Here is a 20,943-nt window from a genome sequence, read left to right as displayed (position 1 = left end):
CGCAAACGCCCGACCCACTTCCGGACGATGAAGTGATGAATGACGAAAATGCCAAAGCTCCCGGCGATGACAGCCATCACCGGCGCATCAAGAGCTTCGTGATGCGCGCCGGTCGCATGACCGAAGGCCAGCAACGTGGCCTGGATCAGGGCAAGCCTCTGTTCGTGCTGCCGCTGGCGGACGCCCCCGTTGATTTCGACAAGGTGTTTGGCCGTTCGGCCCCACGCACCCTCGAAATCGGTTTCGGCATGGGCCACTCGCTGCTGGAAATGGCAGCCGCCGCGCCGGAGCAGGATTTTATCGGCGTTGAAGTGCACCGTCCGGGCGTCGGCGCCTTGCTCAACGGCGTGCTGACTCAGGGTCTCACCAATCTGCGCGTTTACGATTGCGATGCAATCGAGGTGCTCAACCGTTGTGTGGCTGACAACAGCCTGGACCGGCTGATGCTGTTCTTCCCGGATCCTTGGCACAAGTCGCGCCATCACAAGCGCCGTATCGTCCAGGCCGAATTTGCCGAGTTGGTGCGCACCAAGTTGAAGCCGGGCGGCGTGCTGCACATGGCGACCGACTGGGAGCCGTATGCCGAATACATGCTGGAAGTGATGAATGTGGCCCCGGGTTACCGCAACCTCGCCGAAGACGGCAAATGCGTTCCGCGCCCTGCGGAACGTCCGATCACCAAATTCGAACGCCGTGGCGAACGGCTCGGTCACGGGGTTTGGGATCTGAAGTTCGAGAAGCTGGCCTGATCACTTCTCGACCAGGAGCGGCCCGGTAGTGGCCGCTTTTGAGTTTTTACAGCACATTTCAGCCGCTAATTGCCCTGTACGACGAACCCTTCGATTTCTTCCTAAGAAGGCTACAAGGTCTTCGGAATCGTCCGACATCCATTTTCAGTTCTGATCTTCATAGTCCCCGCCGTTGCATATATCAATATTGATGACGAGGAATGAAGATGAACAAGTTTTGGCAAATGGCTGCGATCGCCACGCTGATTGCGACCACCAGCGGCTGTGTCAGTTACAACGTCAGCCAGCCAAGCGCTTCGCTGTCCGGCGACGTGAAGACTGATCTGAAGGCTGACGTCAAAGTCGGTGAAGCCATCAGCGGCGAGTCGTCCACCAACGTTCTGTTCGGCTGGTTGAACATCGGCGGTGATACGCAGTTTGCGGACGGTGTGACCTACGGCGGCGCGAGCGGTGGTGGCATGGGCCTGCCTCTGCCGGACCCGATCTCCTCCACCAAGGCAGCCGCAGCGTTCAAGGCCGTCAAATCGTCCGGTTCCGATCTGATCGTCGCGCCGCGTTACGAAGTCACCGTCAACGATTACTTCATCTTCAAGCAAGTGAACGTGAAAGTGACCGGCAACAAAGGCAGCATCCAGAGCATTCGCTAATGGGCTGATCGCATTCGGCAACAGCGGAGTGTTATTGCTAGAGAGCGCCCTTCCCGCCATCGCGGGCAAGGGCGCTTTTTCATTTCCTTTGGGCTATTTACGATCCGCCACGACCCCGATCAACACCAGCACCACCAACAGCACCGGCGCCAGGCTGTAGTTGTTGAACTGGCTCAGGCCGCGCACGACCCATGGCGTGGCATAAATCAGCGCAGCGCCACTGCCGACGGTGCAGAGCAGCGCCATGATCGGGATTCGCAGGGCGCCGGCAAAGCTGCCGATGCGACCTTCGATCCAGCCCTTGATGTCAGTCCCGAACAGAATCAGCAGACAGCCCACCAATGCCAGGGCGATTTCCGACAAATTGCTGCGACTCCAGCGCGAGACGGTGGCCAGCAAGTCGAGTACGAATTCCATTCAGTGTCCTTAGTGTTGAGCCTTACAGAAGAAAGTGCTGCAGCAGGTCGTTGAGGAATAACTGGCCGCGAGCGGTCGCCACCAGCCGTGACGGATCGGTCTCCAGCAAGCCGCGTTGTTCCGCTTCAAGACGGGCGCTGGCGAGTGAATCGACGCTTAGACCGGTACGGCGCTGAAATAATGCAGCGTCCACGCCTTTTGTCAGGCGCAGGGCGTTCATCAGGAACTCAAACGGCATCTCGTCCATAGGCAGCAGCTTTTCGCCAGCCTGGAAGGCCTTGGCCGGATTGAGGTAATCCTTGGGCAACCGGGTTTTCCAGGTGCGGATGATCCGCCCGTCCGGGTGGCTGAGCTTGCCATGGGCCCCGGCGCCGATCCCGATGAAATCCCCGAAGCTCCAGTAATTCAGGTTATGCCGGGCTTCGCGTCCAGGCTGTGCGTAGGCCGAGACTTCGTATTGGCCGTAGCCGTTTTCCCGAAGCAGCGTCTGACCCGCCTCTTGAATATCCCAGAGAATGTCGTCTTCCGGCAGCGTGGGCGGCTGATTCCAGAACACCGTGTTCGGCTCCAGGGTCAGCTGATACCAGGACAGGTGCGTCGGTGCGAGGGCGATCGCCTGACGCAGATCGCCGAGGGCGTCGTCCTGGGACTGGTCCGGCAAGCCATGCATCAGGTCCAGGTTGAAGTTGTCGAACCCCGCCCGACGGGCCATGTCCGCAGCGCGTACGGCCTCATCGCCGTTATGGATACGCCCCAGCACCTTGAGCTTGGCCTCCTGAAAACTCTGGATGCCAATGGACAAACGATTGATGCCCAGGCCGCGGTACGCGCTGAATTTCACTTGCTCGAAGGTGCCGGGGTTGGCTTCCAGCGTGATCTCGATGTCGGGGGCGAAGCGGATGCGTTGTTCAACGCCGCGCAGCAAGCGGCCAAGCGCATCGGCGCTAAACAGGCTGGGCGTGCCGCCGCCGAAGAAGATTGTGCTCAGCTCGCGGCCGAAGACGTGGGGCAGGTCCTGGTCGAGATCGGCCAGTAGCGCGTCGACGTATTCCTGCTCCGGCAACACCGGGCTCGCCGTATGGGAGTTGAAATCGCAGTACGGGCATTTGCGCACGCACCACGGGATATGGATGTACAGCGACAGCGGCGGCAGCTCGGCAAGCGGAGCCCGCGGCTGCTCTGAAGTGAAGCCGGCCGCGCCCAGAATCAACGGCCGGGTCGTGGAATCCTGAGTCATTGTTGATCAGGGCTCAGCCCCAGACGTTGACGCAGGATGGCCATGGCGCGGGCGCGGTGGCTGATCTGGTTCTTGTCGGCCGGGGTGAGTTCGGCGCTGGAGCAGTGGCGCTCCGGCACCCAGAACAACGGGTCGTAACCGAAGCCGTGCTCGCCGCTGGCCGCGTTGAGAATGCGGCCGTGCCACAGGCCTTCGCAGAGGATCGGCAGCGGGTCGTCGGCGTGGCGCACCAGTGCCAGAACGCAGACGAACTGGGCACCACGTTGCTCGGTGGCGACATCCTTGAGCGCGTCCAGCAGTTTGGCGTTGTTCGCCGCATCGCCCTGGCCGTCAGCGTAACGCGCGGAGTAGATGCCCGGCGCACCGCCCAGATAATCAACAGCCAGACCGGAATCATCGGCCAGCGCCGGAAGGCCGGAAATGCGCGCGGCATTGCGCGCCTTGAGGATGGCGTTCTCGACGAACGACAGCCCGGTTTCTTCGGGCTCCACGGTGCTGAACTCGCCGATCGAGCGCAGCTGTACGCTAGCGCCGAGCATGGCCTGAAGTTCTTTGAGTTTGCCGGCGTTATGGCTGGCCAGTACAAGCTGGGTGAGGTTCATGATGAGTCCGTGAAAATCGGCTGCGTGAAAATCTGCTGATTGAAGCTGCGCGTGCGCGCGTCGCTGTCGCCCGTGAGGTCTGGAATCGCCCCGCTGACGCTGGACGGCCCATGATCCTGCTCATTGCGGCGTGGGGTCACACGGCAATCTGGTGGTCCTGCAAGCCTGGGCTGCTGACGCGATAGATGCCGATTTCACCCAACAGATTAGGCCAAAGCTTGCTGGCCCAGCCGTGCCGATGCTGTTGATCGACTGCCAGCCGGTCAATGACCTTCGCCGACCGACCGCGGCACAGTTCTTCGAAGTCCCCGAAGGTGCAGAAGTGGATGTTCGGCGTGTTGTACCAGGTGTAAGGCAGGAACTCGGAAACCGGCATCCGCCCCTTGCTCGCCAGGTACCAGCGGCAACGCCAGTGCCCGAAGTTGGGAAAGGTGATGATGCACTGGCGGCCTACGCGCAGCATTTCGTCGAGGATGCGATCCGGGTAGTGCACGGCCTGAAGCGCCTGGGTCATGACCACGACATCGAAACTGTTGCTGGCGAAGTTGCCCAGCCCCTTGTCCAGATCCTGTTCGATGACATTGACGCCCCGTGCCACGCAACGCGCGATGTTATCGGCGTCGTTTTCCAGGCCGTAGCCTGTCACTTGCTTGTGCTGCTGCAGCCAGGCCAGCAATTCGCCGTCGCCGCAGCCGAGGTCGAGCACACGGCTGCCTGCCGGTATCCAGTCTTGGATGATTTCCAGGTCGGCTCTCATGGTGTCCTCAGAGTGCAATTCGGTTCATGTAGCTGGAGAAGGCCTGCAAATAGCGCGGGATCGGGATCAGGAAGGCGTCGTGGCCCTGGGGCGCATCGATCTCCAGATAACAGACGTCCTTTTTCGCCGCCATCAGCGCATCAACCAGCTCCCGCGAGCGGGCCGGGGAGAAGCGCCAGTCGGTGGTAAACGACATCACGCAGAACCTGGCGCTGGCATTGGCGAAGGTGGCGGCGAGGTTGTCGTTGAAGTTGGCGGCCGGATCGAAGTAATCCAGCGCTTTGGTCATCAACAAGTAGGTGTTGGCGTCGAAACGCCCGGAAAACTCCTCGCCCTGATACCGCAGGTAGCTTTCAACCTGGAATTCCACGCTGTGGAAGTCATAGTTGAGGTTCTCGTTCTTCAGGCCCCGGCCGAATTTCTCGCCCATCGAGTCATCGGACAGGTAAGTGATGTGCCCGACCATGCGCGCGAGCATCAGGCCGCGCTTGGGGATCACGCCGTGTTCCTGAAACGAGCCGCCGTGGAATTCCGGGTCAGTCAGGATTGCCTGCCGCGCGACTTCGTTGAACGCGATGTTCTGCGCCGACAGCTTGGGCGCGGAAGCAATCGCCAGACAATGCCGCACGCGCTCGGGGTAGGTGATCGTCCATTGCAGCGCCTGCATGCCGCCCAGGCTACCGCCGACGATAGCGGCCCATTGATCGACGCCCAGTCGGTCGGCCAGACGCGCCTGGCTGTGCACCCAGTCTTCTACCGTCAACACCGGGAAGTCGGCGCCAAAAGGCCTGCCGGTTTCCGGGTTGATACTGCTGGGGCCGGTTGAGCCGTTGCAGCCGCCGAGGTTGTTCAGGCTGACAACGAAGAATTTGTCGGTGTCGATGGGCTTGCCGGGGCCGATGCAGCTGTCCCACCAGCCCGGCTTGCGGTCCTCGGCGCTGTGATAACCCGCCGCGTGGTGATGACCCGAAAGCGCGTGGCAGATGAGTACCGCGTTGCTTTTGGCGGCGTTGAGCTGACCGTAGGTTTCGTAGATGAGGTCGTAGGCAGGCAGCGAACGTCCGCAGGCCAAGGCCAGCGGCTCATTGAAATGCGCCGTTTGCGGCGTGACTAGACCGACAGAATCTTTGGGAAAGACCGTGGACATCGACCTGCTCTCGCTGAAGTGAGGCGTAAGTCTAAAGATCGCGCCGGGGTGCGGCAACAAAGTCCCGCAACAACCGGCAATCTGACTTCGCGCCCAAGGCCCTGTAGGAGCGCGCTTGCCCGCGATTACGGTGGACCGGACACGATCATGTTGGATGTTCCGACGCCTTCGCGGGCAAGCGCGCTCCTACACCCAGTCCGCGCCAGGCTATTAACCTGGCGGTAACATCAACAAGGGATAGGGTGCAGCGTTTAAATCAGCCGCCACAGCTCTTGCGGCATGCCGGCATAGGCCGCCAGCGCAGGCATGACGTAGGACTGCAGCACCTGGATCGCCAGAAAGGCGAAGATCGGCGAGATGTCCATACCGCCCAGATTAGGGATGATGCGACGGAACGGCGCCAGTATCGGTTCGCTGATCTGGTACGCCAGCTCGGCGGCCGGATTGTGGCTGCCCGGAGCAATCCACGACACGATGACCATGATGATCATCGCGACCCAGAAGATTTTCAGCAGCAGCGACGTGATGCCGATGATCGACCACATCAACAGGTGTGGGATATCGCCAATGGTGCCGTAGGTCATCATCAGCACGAACGCCATCAACAGCGCCTGAATGACAATCGCCAGCAGCAGCGAGGATGTGTCGAGACCGAAGACGCTCGGCACGATGCGACGGATAGGCTTCAGCAACGGCTGGGTCGCACGAACGGCGAACTGGCAAAGCGGATTATAAAAATTGGCTTTGACCAGCTGCAGCACGAAGCGCAGCAGAACGATGGTCAGGTACAGGCTGATGAGCGTCTGGATGACGAAAATCGTGGCGCCGGTGAGTGCATTCATGAATGGCTCCTTATTTGCCCAGCTGTTCGGCGAGTTCGGCGGAGCGATGTGCGGCGGCGCCCAGCGCCTTCCCCACAATTGCTTCAAAGCCATCGGCCTGGAACGATTTGATGGCGGCTTCGGTGGTGCCCGCAGGCGAGGTCACACGGCGACGCAATTCGGCCGCATCGACGTCGCTGCCGGTGGCCATCAGTGCGGCGCCCAGCGCTGTTTGCAGGGTGAGCTTGCTGGCAACGTCAGCCGGCAGACCGAGCTTGACGCCTGCGGCGGTCATGGCTTCGATCAGCAGGAAGAAATACGCCGGGCCGCTGCCTGATACCGCCGTCACCGCGTCGATGTGCGCTTCTTCGTCAACCCACAGCGCGATGCCGACGGCTGACAACAACGTCTCGGCCTGTTCTCGCTGGGCCGGGGTGACATCGGCGGTGGCGTACAGACCGCTGACACCCTGGCGCAGCAGTGCGGGCGTGTTCGGCATGCAGCGCACGAGGGGTTGTTCGCCCAGCCAGGCCTTCATGCTGGCGCAGGTGATGCCGGCGGCGACGGACACGATCAGTTGATGACGCTTGAGCGCAGGCTTCAGCGCTTCGCACACGGCTTTCATCATTTGCGGCTTGACTGCCAACAGCACCACATCGGCGCCTTCAATGGCTTCGGCGTTGTCAGCGACCACCTTGATGTCGTGTTCTTTTGCCACGCGCTCGCGGGTTTCTGCGCCCGGGTCACTGGCGCGAATCAGCTCAGCGTCGACGCCCTGGGCGCGCATGCCGCCAATCAGGCTGGCGGCCATGTTGCCGGCGCCGATGAACGCGATACGGGTTTTGCTCATGAACGGTTTCCTGTGGGGCAAAGGTTAAGGCTGCCCATAATTGCGGGCGCCAAAGAGGGCAGTGCCAATCCGCACCCAGGTCGCGCCTTGTGCGATGGCGGCTTCGAGGTCGTGGCTCATGCCCATGGAAAGCGTGTCCAGCGGCAGGCCCATTTGTGCCTGCAGCGTGCTGACGGCGGCGAATGAAGCGTTCTGTTCGTCGCGGTCGTCAGTGGGCTCGGGAATGGCCATCAAGCCGCGCAGTTTCAGGTTGGGCAGCGCGCTGATGGCCTGGGCCAGTGCGGGCAGGTCTTCAGGGCTGCAGCCTGACTTGCTGGTCTCGCCGCTGACGTTGACCTGAATGCAGATGTTGAGCGGTGGAAGTTCTGGCGGACGCTGTTCGGACAGCCGTTGCGCGATTTTCAGACGGTCCACGGAATGCACCCAGGCAAAATTCTCGGCGATAGCGCGAGTCTTGTTGGACTGGATGGGGCCGATGAAATGCCAGATCAAGGGCAAGTCGATCAATTCGGCCTGTTTGCCGAGGGCTTCCTGAAGGTAGTTCTCGCCAAAATCGCGGAGGCCGGCGTCGTAGGCTTCGCGCAGGTCGCTCGCCGGTTTGGTCTTGCTCACCGCCAACAGGCCGACAGACGCCGGATCGCGCTGCACCGCTTGCGCCGCGCTGCGAATTCGCTCGGCGAGCGTTGAAATGTTCTCTGCTATCGTGGACATTGATTTGCGCCAGCAGGGCTAAAGTCTGCGGCATTCTATGTGATGAGGAGCTGTATGGATATTACCGAGCTGCTGGCCTTCAGTGCCAAGCAAGGCGCGTCGGACTTGCATCTCTCTGCCGGCCTGCCACCGATGATTCGAGTCGATGGCGATGTGCGGCGGATCAACCTGCCAGCATTGGACCAGAAAGAGGTTCAGGCGCTGATCTACGACATCATGAACGACAAGCAGCGCAAGGACTTCGAGGAAGATCTGGAGACAGACTTCTCCTTCGAGGTGCCGGGCGTGGCGCGCTTCCGGGTCAATGCATTCAACCAGAATCGCGGCGCGGGCGCCGTGTTCCGGACCATTCCATCCAAGGTCCTGAGCATGGAAGAGCTGGGCATGGGTGAAGTGTTTCGCAAAATTACCGACGTGCCGCGCGGCCTGGTTTTGGTCACCGGTCCCACCGGCTCGGGCAAGTCGACCACGCTGGCCGCCATGGTCGATTACCTGAACAGCAACAAGCACCACCACATCCTCACCATCGAAGACCCGATCGAGTTCGTTCACGAGTCCAAGAAAAGCCTGATCAACCAGCGCGAAGTCCACCGCGACACCCACGGCTTCGCGGAAGCGTTGCGTTCGGCGCTGCGGGAAGACCCTGACGTGATTCTGGTGGGTGAGCTGCGTGACCTGGAAACCATTCGTCTGGCGCTGACGGCAGCCGAAACCGGCCACTTGGTGTTCGGCACGCTGCACACCACGTCCGCCGCCAAAAGCATCGACCGGATCGTCGACGTGTTTCCGGCTCAGGAGAAGTCAATGATCCGCTCGATGCTCTCCGAGTCGCTCCACGCCATCGTGTCGCAGGCGCTGTTGAAGAAGGTCGGCGGAGGTCGTATCGCGGCCCACGAGATCATGATCGGCACGTCGGCGATTCGTAACCTGATCCGCGAGGACAAGGTGGCGCAGATGTATTCGTCGATTCAGACCGGGGGATCGTTGGGGATGCAGACGCTGGATATGTGCCTGAAGGATCTGATCAGCAAGGGGCTGATCACGCGCGAGAGTGCGCGGGAGAAGGCGAAGACGCCTGATAACTTTTAATGAGTAGCCCATTGTAGGAGCGCGCTTGCCCGCGATTGCGATGTGTCAGCCAAAGGTGTTCAGCTGACAGCCCGCAATCGCGGCTAGCACGTTCATACAGCGCGTCGCGGAGAGATTTTATCGCTGGGCGATGCGCACAGTGCCTTTCTGGCTCGGCGGCTGCTTTGGCAGCACACGCTTGGCGACGACGTAATGGCTGTCCCAGTACGGCTTCTTCAGCGTATCGATCGTCACGGATTTGCCACGGCGTGGCGCGTGAACGAAACGGTCGTTGCCGAGGTAGATCGCAACGTGATTCACCGTGCGGCTCTTGATGTTAAAGAACAGCAAGTCCCCCGGCTTCAAGTCCTTGCGGTCAACCTTCTGCCCGTGACCTTCGGCCATGGCGTTGGAGGTGCGCGGCAAATCGACTTCGCTCACGTCGTTGAAGGCATATTTCACCAGTCCGCTGCAGTCGAACCCTTTTGTTGGGCTGGTGCCGCCCCAACGATAAGGTGTACCGATGGCGTTAACGGCCCGGTTGACCACGGTGCTGCTCTGTTTGGTACCCATCTGCGCCGTGTTGGCCAGGGCGACAGTGTTCTGCGAAATCTTGCGAGTGCTGCGGGACGATTTCCCTTTAACAGCTGTGGCTCGCTTGCCAGAGGACTCGAGTGGAGTAGCCGTCTGTTCCAGTGCAGCCATCGCAGCCCGTTGAGCGGCAATATTGCGTGAAACGGATTCCGGCGACTCGGACCTGGCAGTGAAACCGGTGAAGCTCGGTGGAAGCGTTTGCTCACGATTGGTGGCGTGGGCGGCCAGTGGCATAAATAGACAAATAGTCAGCCATGTCTTGAAAAATGGACGCATTAGGCAGGGCTCTTGTTGGTCAGCGCGCAACTTTATAACAGCTTTTTGCGAAATTCTGAGCCCCCTTGTCGAACAATTTACTGCCCTTAAAGTCAGTTTAGGCCGCAGAATCGTCATCTCACTGTGGTGATCACCTTGCAGAACAAGGGTTTGCACGATTGAAAAGAGGTTCAAGCCATACGTCGGACGGCGTCACGAAAGTCACAAATCCTACGAATATTTTTTTCTATCGCAGCAGTCGAGGTCAACAATGAACACCTATCAACCCGACGTTCAGCGTCCGGACACCCACAGCAAGGTCATGGGCTATCTGCTCTGGATTGTGGGATTCACCGGCGCTCACCGTTTTTATTACGGCAAGCCGGTCACCGGCACGATCTGGTTTTTCACGCTGGGGCTGTTGGGCATCGGTTGGCTGATCGATCTGTTCCTGATTCCGGCGATGGATCGGGAAGCGGACCTGCGATTTAACGCAGGCTCAACCGATTACAGCCTTGCCTGGATTCTGCTGACCTTTCTGGGTGTGTTCGGTGTGCACCGGATGTATCAGGGCAAATGGATCACGGGGATCATTTACCTGCTGACAGGGGGATTGGCGCTGCTGGGCGTGCTGTACGACTTCTGGACGCTGAATGACCAGATCTCGGTGAAGAACGCCCGCCGATAACTCATCGTGCCGAACGCGCACTCTGCGCCGTGCGCAACACCCTGTGAATCCGTCTGCAGGGTGTCAGTTTCGTCTTTGTGAGGCGTGAGTCTTTTCGCGGGCAAGCGCGCTCCTACATGGGACGTGCGTAGCCTGCGACATCCTGTAGGAGCCAGCCAGCAAGCCGGCTCCTACGGACTTGGGTGTGTCAGTTGGAATTCCGTGAGTAGGAATCCGCCGGGATGTGGGTCAGTTGTAATGAATCCCTCAGCGCGTCGGTCAACCGATATAGCTAACCCGCCCATCCACAAACGTGTACCTCACTGCACTCGGCAGACAATGGCCGAGGAACGGGCAGTTTTCGCCTTTCGACAGCCACTTCTCGCCTGCGACGGTCGAAGCGGCAGGGTCGAACAGCAGCAGATCCGCAGGCGAGCCGGCGGTGAGCTTTCCGGCTGGCAGGCGCAGCGCAGCGGCCGGTCCCGAACTGAGGCGTGCCAGTAGCGTCGGCAGGTCCAGCAGGCCGTCTTCAACCAGCGTCATCGCCAGTGGCAGCAATAACTCCACGCTGCTGATGCCCGGCTCGGTCGCGCCGAACGGGGCCAGCTTCGCGTCACGCTCATGGGGCTGGTGATGACTGGAGATCGCCTGTACCACACCCGACTTCACCGCTTCACGTAGCGCGTCGCGGTCTGCACGTGTGCGCAACGGCGGCTGTACGTGATAGAGGCTAGAGAAGCCCGTCAGCGCCTCGTCGGTCAGGATCAACTGATACAGCGCCACATCCGCCGTCACCGGCAGGCCTCGCGCCTGCGCCTGGGCAATCAAGGCCACGCCGCGCGCACTGGTCAGCTGCGTAAAATGGGCGCGCACACCGCTTTGCTCGACCAGCAGCAGGTCACGCGCCAGTGCCACCGTCTCAGCCGTTTCCGGAATGCCCGGCAGGCCAAGAAACGCAGCCGTCGGGCCGTCGTGGGCCAGGCCGCCTTCAGCGAGATCGTGGTCCTGGGAGTTGAAGATCACGGTCAGATCGAACGTCGCCGCGTATTCGAGGGCACGGCACAACGTGCGATTGCTGCGGAAATTCACCATGCCATTGGTGAACGCCACGCAACCGGCGTCGCGCAGGGCAATCAGTTCGGCCAGTTGCTCGCCTTCCAGACCCTTGCTCAGCGCGCCGATAGGGAAGACCTTGCTGTGGCCGGCTTCGCGAGCGCGGTCGAGAATCAGCTCGGCAACGGCGGAAGTGTCGAGCACCGGTTTTGTTCGCGGCGGGCAGCACAGGCTGGTGACGCCGCCTGCTGCTGCTGCGCGGGTTTCGCTGGCGATGTTGCCCTTGCGGCTGTAACCCGGCTCGCGCAACGACACGTTCAGGTCGACAAGCCCGGGGGCGGCTATCAGGCCGGCGGCGTCGATGGTTTCCGTAGGGCTGAAATCAGCGGGTGCTGCGCCGAGGGCGAGAACCTTGCCTGCTTCCAGATGGATGTCGGTGACTTGATCCAGACCGCTGACAGGGTCGATGACGCGAGCGCCGAGGATGCTGAACTTCACTGGGCGATCTCCTGCTCGAACTGACGTTGTGCGGTTTGGCCACTCATGGCCATGGACAGGACGGCCATGCGCACCGCAATGCCGTAGGTGACCTGATTAAGAATGACCGAGTGCGCGCCGTCGGCCACCGCCGACTCGATTTCCACGCCGCGGTTGATCGGGCCCGGGTGCATCACGATTGCATCGGGCTTGGCACCGGTCAGGCGCGCGGTGGTCAGGCCGAACAGCCGGTAGAACTCACCCTCGCTCGGCAGCAGGCCGCCCGACATGCGCTCGCGCTGCAGCCGCAGCATGATCACCACGTCGACGTCCTTCAGGCCTTCGGTCAGATCGGTGTACACCTTCACGCCGTATTGCTCGACGCCCACCGGCAGCAGGGTTTTTGGCGCGACCACGCGGATGTCCGGGCAGCCCAGCGCCTTCAGCGCGATCATGTTCGAGCGCGCGACGCGGGAATGCAGGATATCGCCGACGATCGCCACCGAGAGGTTTTCGAAATTGCCCTTGTGGCGGCGGATGGTCAGCATGTCCAGCATGCCTTGGGTCGGGTGCGCATGACGGCCGTCGCCGCCATTGATGATCGCGACCTGCGGGCTGACATGTTCAGCGATGAAATGCGCCGCGCCGGAGTCACCGTGGCGCACGACGAACATGTCGGCGGCCATGGCCTCAAGGTTGCGCAGCGTATCGAACAGTGTCTCGCCCTTGCTGGTCGAGGAGGTCGACACGTTCAACGTGATGACGTCCGCCGACAATCTTTGCGCCGCCAGCTCGAACGTGGTGCGGGTGCGGGTCGAGTTTTCGAAGAACACGTTGCACACGGTCTTGCCGCGCAGCAACGGGACCTTTTTCACCGCCCGGGCGCCGACTTCCAGGAAGGAGTCTGCGGTGTCGAGGATTTCGGTCAGCAGTTCGCGGGGCAAACCGTCGAGGGAGAGAAAATGTTGCAGCTGGCCCTGATGGTTCAGTTGCAGCGGGCGCTTGGCGTCGAGAGGCGTCATCGCAAAGGACTCTTAGAGGGCGGCGGAATCGGTGGAAAGGTCTTGCAGTTCAAGCGTCAGCGGCGTTGGCCCGGACAGCTTGACCCGCTCGTTGGGCCCCAGTGACAGGGTCGCGCCCGTCACGTTCGGCCGGATCGGCAGGTCAGCGGCGTCCAGATCCAGCAGCGACACCAGGGTCACGCTGGCCGGGCGGCCGTAATCGAACAGTTCGTTGAGCGCCGCACGAATGGTGCGCCCGCTCATCAGCACGTCATCGATCAGCACCAGGTGCTGGCCTTCGATTTCGAACGGCAGCTCCGACGGGCGCACTTGCGGGTGCAGGCCGTTCTGGCTGAAGTCGTCGCGGTAAAAGGAGACGTCCAGCGTGCCCAGCGGCGACTGGATGTTGAGGGCTTCGAGGAGCGCCTGCGCGACCCACACGCCACCGGTGCGAATGCCGATGAAGCGAGGCTCCTGGATGCCGCGTTTGTTCAGGTGCGCGTTGAGATCAATCGCCATCTGGCTGATCAGTTCGGCGGGATTTGGCAGGCTCATGGTTGCTCCTTCAGGTGCCCCGGCGTGCGCTGCACGAACGGCCGGGGTAAATCGAATTCGGTGCAGCGTAGATGGATCAGGTTTCAAACAGCGCGGTGTTGGCTTCCAGCCAGCTTTGCAGCAGAAGCGCTGCGGCGATGGCGTCCACGGGATTGTCCCGGTAGCTGCCGTGCTGGCCGCGAGAGGCGCGTTCGCCCTTGGCCTCGAACGTGGTCAGGCGCTCGTCGTGGGTGTAGACGGGCAGGTTGAAGCGGCCGTTGAGCTTGCGCGAAAACTTCTCGGCGCGTGCGCTCATCTCGCTGGGCGTGCCGTCCATGTTCAGCGGCAGGCCGACCACGATGGCGTCCGGTTTCCACTCGGTGATCAACGCCTGCACCTTGTCCCAGTCCGGCACGCCGTTCTGCGCTTTCAACGTGCAAAGCTCGCGGGCCTGGCCGGTGATCACCTGGCCGACCGCGACGCCGATCTGTTTGGTGCCGTAGTCGAATCCCAGCAGCAGACGCAGGCCGGCCATCAGGCGTGGCCCGCCTGGCTGGTGAGCAGGTTGAGGTTGACGCCCAGTTTGGCGGCAGCGGCGTCGAGGCGGTCCTCGCTTTCCACCTCGAAAAGGATCGCCGGGTCGAACGCGCAGTTGAGCCACGCATTGGCGGCGAACTCGGCGTCAAGCTGGCCGGCGTCCCAACCGGCATAGCCGAGGGTGATCAGATTTTGATCAGGGCCGTAGCCATCCGCGATGGAAAAGAGAACGTCCTGAGAGGTCGAGAGCGAAATGCCGCCCAGGTCCACGGTCGCCTGAAACACTTGGCCGGAAGGGTGCAGGACAAAGCCGCGATCGGTTTGCACCGGGCCGCCGAGGTGAATGGGGATGTCCTTGCAGCGCGCAGGGGGCGGCAATTCGGGGCGCAGCTGTTCAAGGACGTCTGCCAGCGACAGGCTTTGCGGTCGGTTGATGATCAGGCCCATGGCGCCATTGGCATTGTGCTCGACGATGTAGGTCAAGGTCTGAGCGAAGTTCTCATCGTGCATGTGGGGCATGGCGATCAGAAACTGATGTTTGAGGTACGACGGAGAGACGTTTTTCATGAGCCCTAGTGTGGCGTCGCGGGGCTGTTGTGACAACTGGCAGAACCGACTCGCGGGCGGATAAATCGCGACGCAGGTCAGGTTTCATATTGCGCGGCATCGGCTGATCAATTACTCGACAGCTTGTCCCCGCGCGCGAATTTCCAGGTGCGGATGATCTCGAGCCGGTCGATATCGGCGAGATCGCCACTGAACGGCGCAAACGGTGCCGCCAGCCGGACAATCTTCTGCGCCGCCTGATCCAGCAGTGGCTGGCCCGATGACTCGAGAATCAGCACTTCGTACAGCGAACCGTCGCGATTGATCGACACCATCATGCGCAAGCTGCCGTAGATCTGCTTGCGTCGCGCTTCGTCCGGGTAGTTCAGGTTGCCGATGCGCTCGATTTTCTTGCGCCAGTCTTCCTTGTACCAGGCGCCCTTGTCGCGCATGGTCGAGGCCGCGCTCAGACGGTGGATCTTCGGACGCTTGGCGTAGGCCTGCTGCTCATCCGCCAGCTCGGCTTCAAGGCTGGCGATTTCGCTGTTCAACTGCGTGCTGTCGATGGTCGGCGCGACTTTCTTCTGTTCTTCCGGCTTGACCTCGTCGCGCCTGGCGACGGTCTTTTGCGGGGACTGGGCTTTGGTGGCGACAGCGGTCTTCGGCGCGTCCTGCTTGATCACCGGTTTGGCGGCAGGCGGTGGCGTGACCTTGTTGATCTGGTTGTCTTGATACGGGGCGATTTCGGTGGTCTTGGGCACCGCTTTCTTGTCGAGGGTGCCGCTGCCCTGCTGGTTTTCCTGGGCGAGGAAGTCAGCGTCCTTGGGCTTGGTGTCGCTTCTAAAAGGGGCGAGGGTGATCTCCAGGGTCTGGCTGATCTTTTCCGGTTTGACGTAGGTGAAACCGACGCCAAGGATGACCGCCAGATGCACCAGTGCGGCGATCATCAGGGTAAACCCGAGGCGATCGGCAGGGCGCACGCCGGTGCGGGTCAGGGACAGGGGGAGATCATCGTCGACCGCAGCGTTCATCCACGCTCCGGCAGCACATGTGCCAGCATTACTACTCACCTAGCGCAAAAATTCAGGCCGCGCATGATAACGCAATGTCAGGACTTGCCTGGCGTTTGATGTGGCTGGGCCGATTAGTGGGAGGTGCCGTCCCTTGCAGGAGCGCGCTTGCCCGCAATTGCGGTGCGTCAGATTCAGTTTTTTTGCTGACACACTGCGTTCGCGGGCAAGCGCGCTCCTACAGGACGGTGGCCTCAGGAGAGTTATCCCAAATGCCTGTTTTCAGGCGCGCGCCTGCAGCTTCTTCTCGATCACATCCATCAACATGCCACCAATGTCCGTCCCGAACGCGTTGTCGATCTCGCGGATGCAGGTCGGGCTGGTGACGTTGATCTCGGTCAGGTGCTCGCCAATCACGTCCAGGCCTACGAACAACAGGCCTTTTTCCCGCAGCGTGGGGCCGATTTCGGCGGCGATCCAGCGATCGCGGTCGGTCAGGGGGCGGGCTTCGCCACGACCGCCAGCGGCCAGATTGCCTCGGGTTTCGCCGGCGGCCGGGATGCGCGCCAGGCAATACGGAACCGGTTCGCCATCGACCATCAGAATGCGCTTGTCGCCGTCCTTGATCGCCGGCAGATACGCCTGCGCCATGATCTGCTCATGGCCGTGCTTGGTCAGGGTTTCCAGAATCACCGAGAGGTTCGGATCACCGACGCGGTGGCGGAAGATCGACGCGCCGCCCATGCCGTCCAGCGGCTTGAGAATGACATCGCCGTGCTTCGCGGCGAACTCACGAATGATGTCGGCGCGACGGCTGACCAGGGTAGGCGGGGTGCATTGAGGGAACAGCGTGGCGAACAGCTTCTCGTTGCAGTCACGCAGGCTTTGCGGCTTGTTGACCACCAGCACGCCGGCGCGCTCGGCTTGTTCGAGCAGATAGGTGGAGTAGACGAACTCCATGTCGAACGGCGGATCCTTGCGCATCAGGATCACGTCCAGGTCGTCCAGACCGCTGTCGACTTCGGCTTCCAGCTCGAACCAGTGGGCCGGGTCGGCGAAGACTTTCAGCGGTTTCATGCGGGCGCGGGCCTGGCCGGCGTCCTGATACAGGTCGTGCTGCTCCATATAGAACAACGACCAGCCGCGGGCTTGCGCTGCCAGGAGCATGGCCAGCGAGCTGTCCTTTTTATAGGAGATGCGCTCGATGGGGTCCATGACGATTCCCAGGCGAATGCTCATGGGTAATATCCTCTGATCGGTAAAGGCCACGACAGGCCGAAAATAGGCGTCAGGGTGGCGCCGCGCCGGCTTTGGGTCAAGGGGCAAGGCTTTATGGATTGGCCGTGGAGAGTGTGCTAAAAAGGCTCGGCATCCGGTGTTGCGCCAGCCGTGCTTTGGCACTGATTTGGTACTTCCCGATCCTCCCGACCCAAAACCAGATGCCCGGCAGAAGGCAACCCATCTGATTCGCCGCGGCGATGGTAGAGCAGATATGGAACAGCATTCAGCCCCATTGAAAGTGATGGTCATCGACGACTCCCGAACGATTCGTCGCACCGCCGAGACCCTGCTGAAAAACGTGGGTTGTGAAGTGATCACCGCCATCGACGGCTTCGACGCACTGGCCAAGATTGCCGACAATCATCCCAGAATCATTTTCGTCGATATCATGATGCCCAGGCTCGACGGGTATCAGACGTGCGCATTGATCAAGAACAACCGGGCGTTCAAATCCACGCCGGTGATCATGTTGTCCTCAAGGGACGGGCTGTTCGACAAGGCCAAGGGGCGCATCGTCGGTTCCGATCAGTTTTTGACCAAACCGTTCAGCAAGGAAGAACTGCTCAGTGCGATCAAGGCCCATGTGCCCGGGTTCGTTGCAGTCGAACAACAACTATCTTGATGCCGACCCCCTCGTGCGGGACGGCTGTTTCTATGGGGAAGCACCATGGCTCGAATTCTGATCGTCGATGACTCGCCGACCGAAATGTACAAGCTGACAGGCATGCTGGAGAAGCACGGCCATCAGGTCCTCAAGGCCGAGAACGGTGCCGACGGCGTGGCCCTGGCCCGTCAGGAAAAGCCCGATGCCGTGTTGATGGACATCGTCATGCCGGGCCTCAACGGTTTTCAGGCGACCCGTCAGCTGACCAAAGACGCTGACACCAGCATGATCCCCGTGATCATGATCACCACCAAGGATCAGGAAACCGACAAGGTCTGGGGCAAACGCCAGGGCGCGCGGGATTACCTGACCAAGCCGGTGGACGAAGAAACCCTCATGAAAACCCTGAACGCGGTGCTCGCGGGCTGACCCCCGGCTGACGCTCATGGCTCAGTCACAAACCGCCTTCCAGCTGCTGCTCGATATCGACCAGCGCTGCCGCTCCCTCGCTGCCGGCCTGCCGCTGCAGGAAACCCGACAACAAGGTTGGACCGGCATCGGCTTTCGCATGGGCGAGCGCCATTACGTGGCGCCCATGGGCGAGGTCGACGAGATCCTCCACGAGCCGCGCTGTGCGCTGTTGCCGGGCGCCAAGGCGTGGGTCCGGGGCATTGCCAACCTGCGCGGACGCTTGTTGCCGATCATGGATCTGTGCGCATTCTTCGGCCACGAGCTCTCGCCCCTGCGCAAACAGCGTCGCGTGCTGGTGATCGATTTTCAGGGTGTGTTTGTCGGCTTGCTCATCGATGAAGTGCTGGGCATGCAGCATTTCAGCGAGCGCAGTCTGATGCCGGAACCGGGGCACGACAGCGAACCCCGCGTCGCGCCTTACATACAAGGGCGTTTCGTGCGCGAGCAGGCCTGGCAGGTGTTCAGCCCCAGAGCGCTGGTGCAGTCGCCTGATTTCATGGATGTGGCGCTTTGATGCGCGGCGGTATTGCTAAGCCCGCGTGCCCTACCTTTCGCACGACCGCACGCGCCCGCACACGCTCGGTGCTTCCAACTGCCCAAACCCCTGTAGGAGCCGGCTTGCTGGCGAATGCGGTGGGTCAATTGCAGATGCGATGCCTGACACGGTGGGTTCGCCGGCAAGCCGGCTCATACAGTAGAGGGTGCGTGTTCCAACCATTATGTTCCCGGCGACCCCTCCTAAACCGAACATCAGGCGGAGCCCTGAGAAATGAGTAATACCGGCAAGTCACTGGAAGGCGCGCGCAGTCGATCGCAGATCGTCGTGCTGTTCATCTGCCTCATCGTTTTCATCATGCTGCTGTTCGTCAACTTCGCGTACCTCAGCACGCAGTCCAACTACGACAAACAATACATCGGCCACGCCGGCGAGCTGCGCGTGCTGTCCCAGCGCATCGCCAAGAACGCCACGGAAGCGGCAGCGGGCAAGGCGGCGGCATTCAAGCTGCTTGCCGATGCGCGCAACGACTTCGACACGCGCTGGCAGTATCTGAAGAAAGGCGACAAGAACACCGGCCTGCCCGCCGCACCCGCCGCTGTGGGCGACGAGCTGAAAGCCGTGCAGACCGACTGGGAAAACCTGCGCAAAAGCACCGACGTGATTCTTGCCCGGGAGCAGACTGTGCTCTCGCTGCATCAGGTCGCGGCGACGCTGGCCGAGACCATCCCGCAATTGCAGATCGAATCGGAAAAGGTCGTCGACATCCTGCTGCAAACCCGCGCGCCGGCAGCTCAGGTGGCGCTTGCGCAACGCCAGTCGCTGCTGGCCGAGCGGATACTGGGCGCAGTCAACACGGTGTTATCGGGCGACGAAACGGCGGTTCAGGCAGCGGACGCTTTCGGTCGCGATGCCAGCCAGTACGGACGCGTGCTCAACGGCATGCTCGAAGGCAACGCCACCCTGAAGATCGCCCAGGTCGAAGACCGCGATGCGCGGGCGCGGCTGGCCGAGATCGCCGAGCTGTTCCAGTTCGTGTCCGGGTCGGTCGACGAAATTCTCGAAACCTCGCCGGAATTGCTGGAAGTCCGTGAAGCGGCGGGCAGCATCTTCAACCTGTCGCAGACGCTTCTCGACGAAGCATCGGTGCTCGCCAACAGTTTCGAGCACATGGCGGGTGGCCGCGCGGCCTACAGCTATGGCGGCTACATCCTGGGCCTGCTGGCCCTGGCGTCGATCATCCTGATTGGCCTGGTGATGGTGCGCGAAACCAACCGGCAACTGCGCGAAACCGCCGAGAAAAACGAGCGCAATCAGAACGCGATCATGCGCCTGCTCGACGAAATCGAAGACCTGGCAGACGGCGACCTGACCGTCGCGGCTTCGGTCACCGAGGATTTCACCGGTGCGATTGCCGATTCGATCAACTACTCCATCGACCAGTTGCGCGAGTTGGTGTCGACCATCAACCTCACCGCCGAACAAGTATTCGGCGCCGTGAAAGATACGCAGACCACCGCCACGCAACTGGCTGCGGCGTCCGAGCATCAGGCGTTGCAGATTGCGGCGGCGTCCAATGCCATCCATGACATGGCGACCTCCATCGATCAGGTCTCGGCCAATGCGTCCGAGTCCGTCACGGTGGCTGAGCGGTCCGTAACCATTGCCAACAAGGGCAACGAGGTGGTGCACAACACCATCACCGGCATGGACAACATTCGCGAGCAGATTCAGGACACGTCCAAGCGCATCAAGCGCCTGGGCGAGTCTTCCCAGGAGATTGGCGACATCGTCAGCCTGATCGATGACATCGCCGACCAGACCAACATTCTTGCGCTCAACGCCGCGATCCAGGCCTCCATGGCCGGTGATGCGGGGCGCGGCTTTGCGGTGGTGGCCGACGAAGTGCAGCGGCTGGCCGAGCGTTCGTCGTCAGCGACCAAGCAGATCGAGACGCTGGTACGTGCGATTCAGAACGACACCAACGAAGCGGTGATCTCCATGGAGCAGACCACAGCCGAAGTCGTGCGCGGTGCGCGGCTGGCGCAGGATGCGGGTGTCGCGCTCGAAGAAATCGAAGGCGTATCGAAGATCCTCGCCGCACTGGTCGAAAGCATCACCAACGCGGCGCAGCAGCAGGCTGCATTGGGTCAGCAGATTTCCTCGACCATGCTGGTCATTCAGCAGACCACCACGCAGACCACATCAGGCACGGCGGCGACCGCCCGGAGCATGGGCAATCTGGCGAAGATGGCCAGCGAAATGCGCCGCTCGGTGTCCGGCTTCACGCTGCCGGCCTCGCGGCATTGATGGCCGGTTTGAAAGCTTTTTTGAAAGTCCGTTTGATAGCACCGTTAATGCACCCGTTAATGCAAATGAAGCAGCGTCAAGGCACAGGCAACCGGAGTCAC

General features: G+C 61.3%; 24 protein-coding genes. 8 read left to right on the top strand and 16 right to left on the bottom strand.

Features of this window, described 5'->3' with window-relative positions:
• Nucleotides 1-35 precede the first annotated feature (35 nt).
• Complete coding sequence (gene trmB, locus L4G42_RS06875) at nucleotides 36-749, top strand: tRNA (guanosine(46)-N7)-methyltransferase TrmB (RefSeq protein WP_237254524.1); 714 nt, start codon at nucleotides 36-38, stop codon at nucleotides 747-749.
• 206 nt (nucleotides 750-955) lie between these two features.
• Nucleotides 956-1,396, top strand: a complete 441-nt coding sequence (locus tag L4G42_RS06870) for a hypothetical protein (protein ID WP_065991133.1) — start codon at nucleotides 956-958, stop codon at nucleotides 1,394-1,396.
• A 93-nt stretch (nucleotides 1,397-1,489) separates the two neighbouring features.
• Here L4G42_RS06870 and L4G42_RS06865 read toward each other — a convergent pair whose 3' ends face one another.
• The 8 genes from L4G42_RS06865 to L4G42_RS06830 form a co-directional block, all read right to left on the bottom strand.
• Nucleotides 1,490-1,813 (bottom strand): DUF3392 domain-containing protein, encoded by a 324-nt coding sequence (locus L4G42_RS06865; RefSeq protein ID WP_237254505.1) that lies wholly within the window; start codon nucleotides 1,811-1,813, stop codon nucleotides 1,490-1,492.
• Between the two features lie 22 nt (nucleotides 1,814-1,835).
• Nucleotides 1,836-3,050 carry a radical SAM family heme chaperone HemW gene (gene hemW, locus L4G42_RS06860; protein ID WP_237260676.1) on the bottom strand — a complete coding sequence of 405 codons (1,215 nt, stop codon included), beginning with the start codon at nucleotides 3,048-3,050 and terminating at the stop codon, nucleotides 1,836-1,838.
• The gene (gene rdgB, locus L4G42_RS06855) at nucleotides 3,047-3,655 is read right to left on the bottom strand and encodes an RdgB/HAM1 family non-canonical purine NTP pyrophosphatase (RefSeq protein ID WP_237254525.1); all 609 of its coding nucleotides are present in this window, start codon (nucleotides 3,653-3,655) and stop codon (nucleotides 3,047-3,049) included. Before rdgB ends, hemW begins: the two co-directional genes overlap by 4 nt.
• Before the next feature lie 133 nt (nucleotides 3,656-3,788).
• Nucleotides 3,789-4,409 carry a methionine biosynthesis protein MetW gene (metW, locus tag L4G42_RS06850; RefSeq protein WP_237254507.1) on the bottom strand — a complete coding sequence of 207 codons (621 nt, stop codon included), beginning with the start codon at nucleotides 4,407-4,409 and terminating at the stop codon, nucleotides 3,789-3,791.
• Nucleotides 4,410-4,416: 7 nt separating this feature from the next.
• Nucleotides 4,417-5,556 (bottom strand): homoserine O-succinyltransferase MetX, encoded by a 1,140-nt coding sequence (gene metX / locus L4G42_RS06845; protein ID WP_237254508.1) that lies wholly within the window; start codon nucleotides 5,554-5,556, stop codon nucleotides 4,417-4,419.
• Between the two features lie 251 nt (nucleotides 5,557-5,807).
• Nucleotides 5,808-6,398, bottom strand: coding sequence for a YggT family protein (locus tag L4G42_RS06840; RefSeq protein ID WP_133775608.1), 591 nt, complete (start codon nucleotides 6,396-6,398; stop codon nucleotides 5,808-5,810).
• 10 nt (nucleotides 6,399-6,408) lie between these two features.
• Entirely contained in the window at nucleotides 6,409-7,227 is an 819-nt protein-coding gene (gene proC / locus L4G42_RS06835) for a pyrroline-5-carboxylate reductase (RefSeq protein WP_237254509.1), read from the bottom strand.
• Between the two features lie 24 nt (nucleotides 7,228-7,251).
• The gene (locus L4G42_RS06830) at nucleotides 7,252-7,938 is read right to left on the bottom strand and encodes a YggS family pyridoxal phosphate-dependent enzyme (protein WP_237254510.1); all 687 of its coding nucleotides are present in this window, start codon (nucleotides 7,936-7,938) and stop codon (nucleotides 7,252-7,254) included.
• A gap of 54 nt (nucleotides 7,939-7,992) precedes the next feature.
• On the opposite strand from L4G42_RS06830, the gene L4G42_RS06825 reads away from it, so the two are divergent.
• Entirely contained in the window at nucleotides 7,993-9,027 is a 1,035-nt protein-coding gene (locus L4G42_RS06825; protein ID WP_237254511.1) for a type IV pilus twitching motility protein PilT, read from the top strand.
• Between the two features lie 117 nt (nucleotides 9,028-9,144).
• On the opposite strand, the gene L4G42_RS06820 is transcribed toward L4G42_RS06825, so the two are convergent.
• The gene (locus L4G42_RS06820) at nucleotides 9,145-9,876 is read right to left on the bottom strand and encodes a C40 family peptidase (RefSeq protein WP_237254512.1); all 732 of its coding nucleotides are present in this window, start codon (nucleotides 9,874-9,876) and stop codon (nucleotides 9,145-9,147) included.
• A gap of 250 nt (nucleotides 9,877-10,126) precedes the next feature.
• On the opposite strand from L4G42_RS06820, the gene L4G42_RS06815 reads away from it, so the two are divergent.
• Nucleotides 10,127-10,543: an NINE protein gene (locus L4G42_RS06815; RefSeq protein WP_237254513.1), complete on the top strand. Its 417-nt coding sequence runs from the start codon at nucleotides 10,127-10,129 to the stop codon at nucleotides 10,541-10,543.
• Between the two features lie 258 nt (nucleotides 10,544-10,801).
• Here L4G42_RS06815 and L4G42_RS06810 read toward each other — a convergent pair whose 3' ends face one another.
• From L4G42_RS06810 to gshB, 7 genes are all read right to left on the bottom strand, one after another.
• Complete coding sequence (locus L4G42_RS06810) at nucleotides 10,802-12,073, bottom strand: dihydroorotase (RefSeq protein ID WP_237254514.1); 1,272 nt, start codon at nucleotides 12,071-12,073, stop codon at nucleotides 10,802-10,804.
• Nucleotides 12,070-13,074, bottom strand: coding sequence for an aspartate carbamoyltransferase catalytic subunit (locus L4G42_RS06805; RefSeq protein ID WP_237254515.1), 1,005 nt, complete (start codon nucleotides 13,072-13,074; stop codon nucleotides 12,070-12,072). Before L4G42_RS06805 ends, L4G42_RS06810 begins: the two co-directional genes overlap by 4 nt.
• Before the next feature lie 12 nt (nucleotides 13,075-13,086).
• Nucleotides 13,087-13,608, bottom strand: coding sequence for a bifunctional pyr operon transcriptional regulator/uracil phosphoribosyltransferase PyrR (gene pyrR, locus L4G42_RS06800; RefSeq protein ID WP_172610020.1), 522 nt, complete (start codon nucleotides 13,606-13,608; stop codon nucleotides 13,087-13,089).
• Nucleotides 13,609-13,684: 76 nt separating this feature from the next.
• On the bottom strand, nucleotides 13,685-14,122 hold the full coding sequence (gene ruvX / locus L4G42_RS06795) for a Holliday junction resolvase RuvX (protein ID WP_237254516.1): 438 nt from the start codon (nucleotides 14,120-14,122) through the stop codon (nucleotides 13,685-13,687).
• Nucleotides 14,122-14,691: a YqgE/AlgH family protein gene (locus L4G42_RS06790; RefSeq protein WP_237254517.1), complete on the bottom strand. Its 570-nt coding sequence runs from the start codon at nucleotides 14,689-14,691 to the stop codon at nucleotides 14,122-14,124. Before L4G42_RS06790 ends, ruvX begins: the two co-directional genes overlap by 1 nt.
• Before the next feature lie 107 nt (nucleotides 14,692-14,798).
• Complete coding sequence (locus tag L4G42_RS06785; RefSeq protein ID WP_192172974.1) at nucleotides 14,799-15,701, bottom strand: energy transducer TonB; 903 nt, start codon at nucleotides 15,699-15,701, stop codon at nucleotides 14,799-14,801.
• A gap of 261 nt (nucleotides 15,702-15,962) precedes the next feature.
• A complete protein-coding gene (gene gshB / locus L4G42_RS06780) occupies nucleotides 15,963-16,919 on the bottom strand; it encodes a glutathione synthase (protein ID WP_122536406.1) in 957 nt (318 codons plus the stop codon).
• A gap of 253 nt (nucleotides 16,920-17,172) precedes the next feature.
• Between gshB and pilG the strand changes: the two genes are divergently transcribed.
• The 4 genes from pilG to L4G42_RS06760 all read left to right on the top strand — a co-directional run bounded on the left by pilG (nucleotide 17,173) and on the right by L4G42_RS06760 (nucleotide 20,842).
• Complete coding sequence (gene pilG / locus L4G42_RS06775; RefSeq protein WP_065991170.1) at nucleotides 17,173-17,583, top strand: twitching motility response regulator PilG; 411 nt, start codon at nucleotides 17,173-17,175, stop codon at nucleotides 17,581-17,583.
• A gap of 45 nt (nucleotides 17,584-17,628) precedes the next feature.
• A complete protein-coding gene (gene pilH, locus L4G42_RS06770) occupies nucleotides 17,629-17,994 on the top strand; it encodes a twitching motility response regulator PilH (protein ID WP_065991171.1) in 366 nt (121 codons plus the stop codon).
• 16 nt (nucleotides 17,995-18,010) lie between these two features.
• Nucleotides 18,011-18,550 (top strand): chemotaxis protein CheW, encoded by a 540-nt coding sequence (locus L4G42_RS06765; RefSeq protein WP_237254518.1) that lies wholly within the window; start codon nucleotides 18,011-18,013, stop codon nucleotides 18,548-18,550.
• Nucleotides 18,551-18,805: 255 nt separating this feature from the next.
• Entirely contained in the window at nucleotides 18,806-20,842 is a 2,037-nt protein-coding gene (locus L4G42_RS06760) for a methyl-accepting chemotaxis protein (protein ID WP_237254519.1), read from the top strand.
• Nucleotides 20,843-20,943 lie beyond the last annotated feature (101 nt).

This window comes from Pseudomonas petrae, assembly GCF_021728295.1.
GTDB classification, from domain to species: Bacteria; Pseudomonadota; Gammaproteobacteria; order Pseudomonadales; family Pseudomonadaceae; genus Aquipseudomonas; species Aquipseudomonas petrae.
The sequence above is the reverse complement of the archived record's forward strand: the minus strand, read 5'-3'. Positions and strand labels throughout refer to the sequence as shown.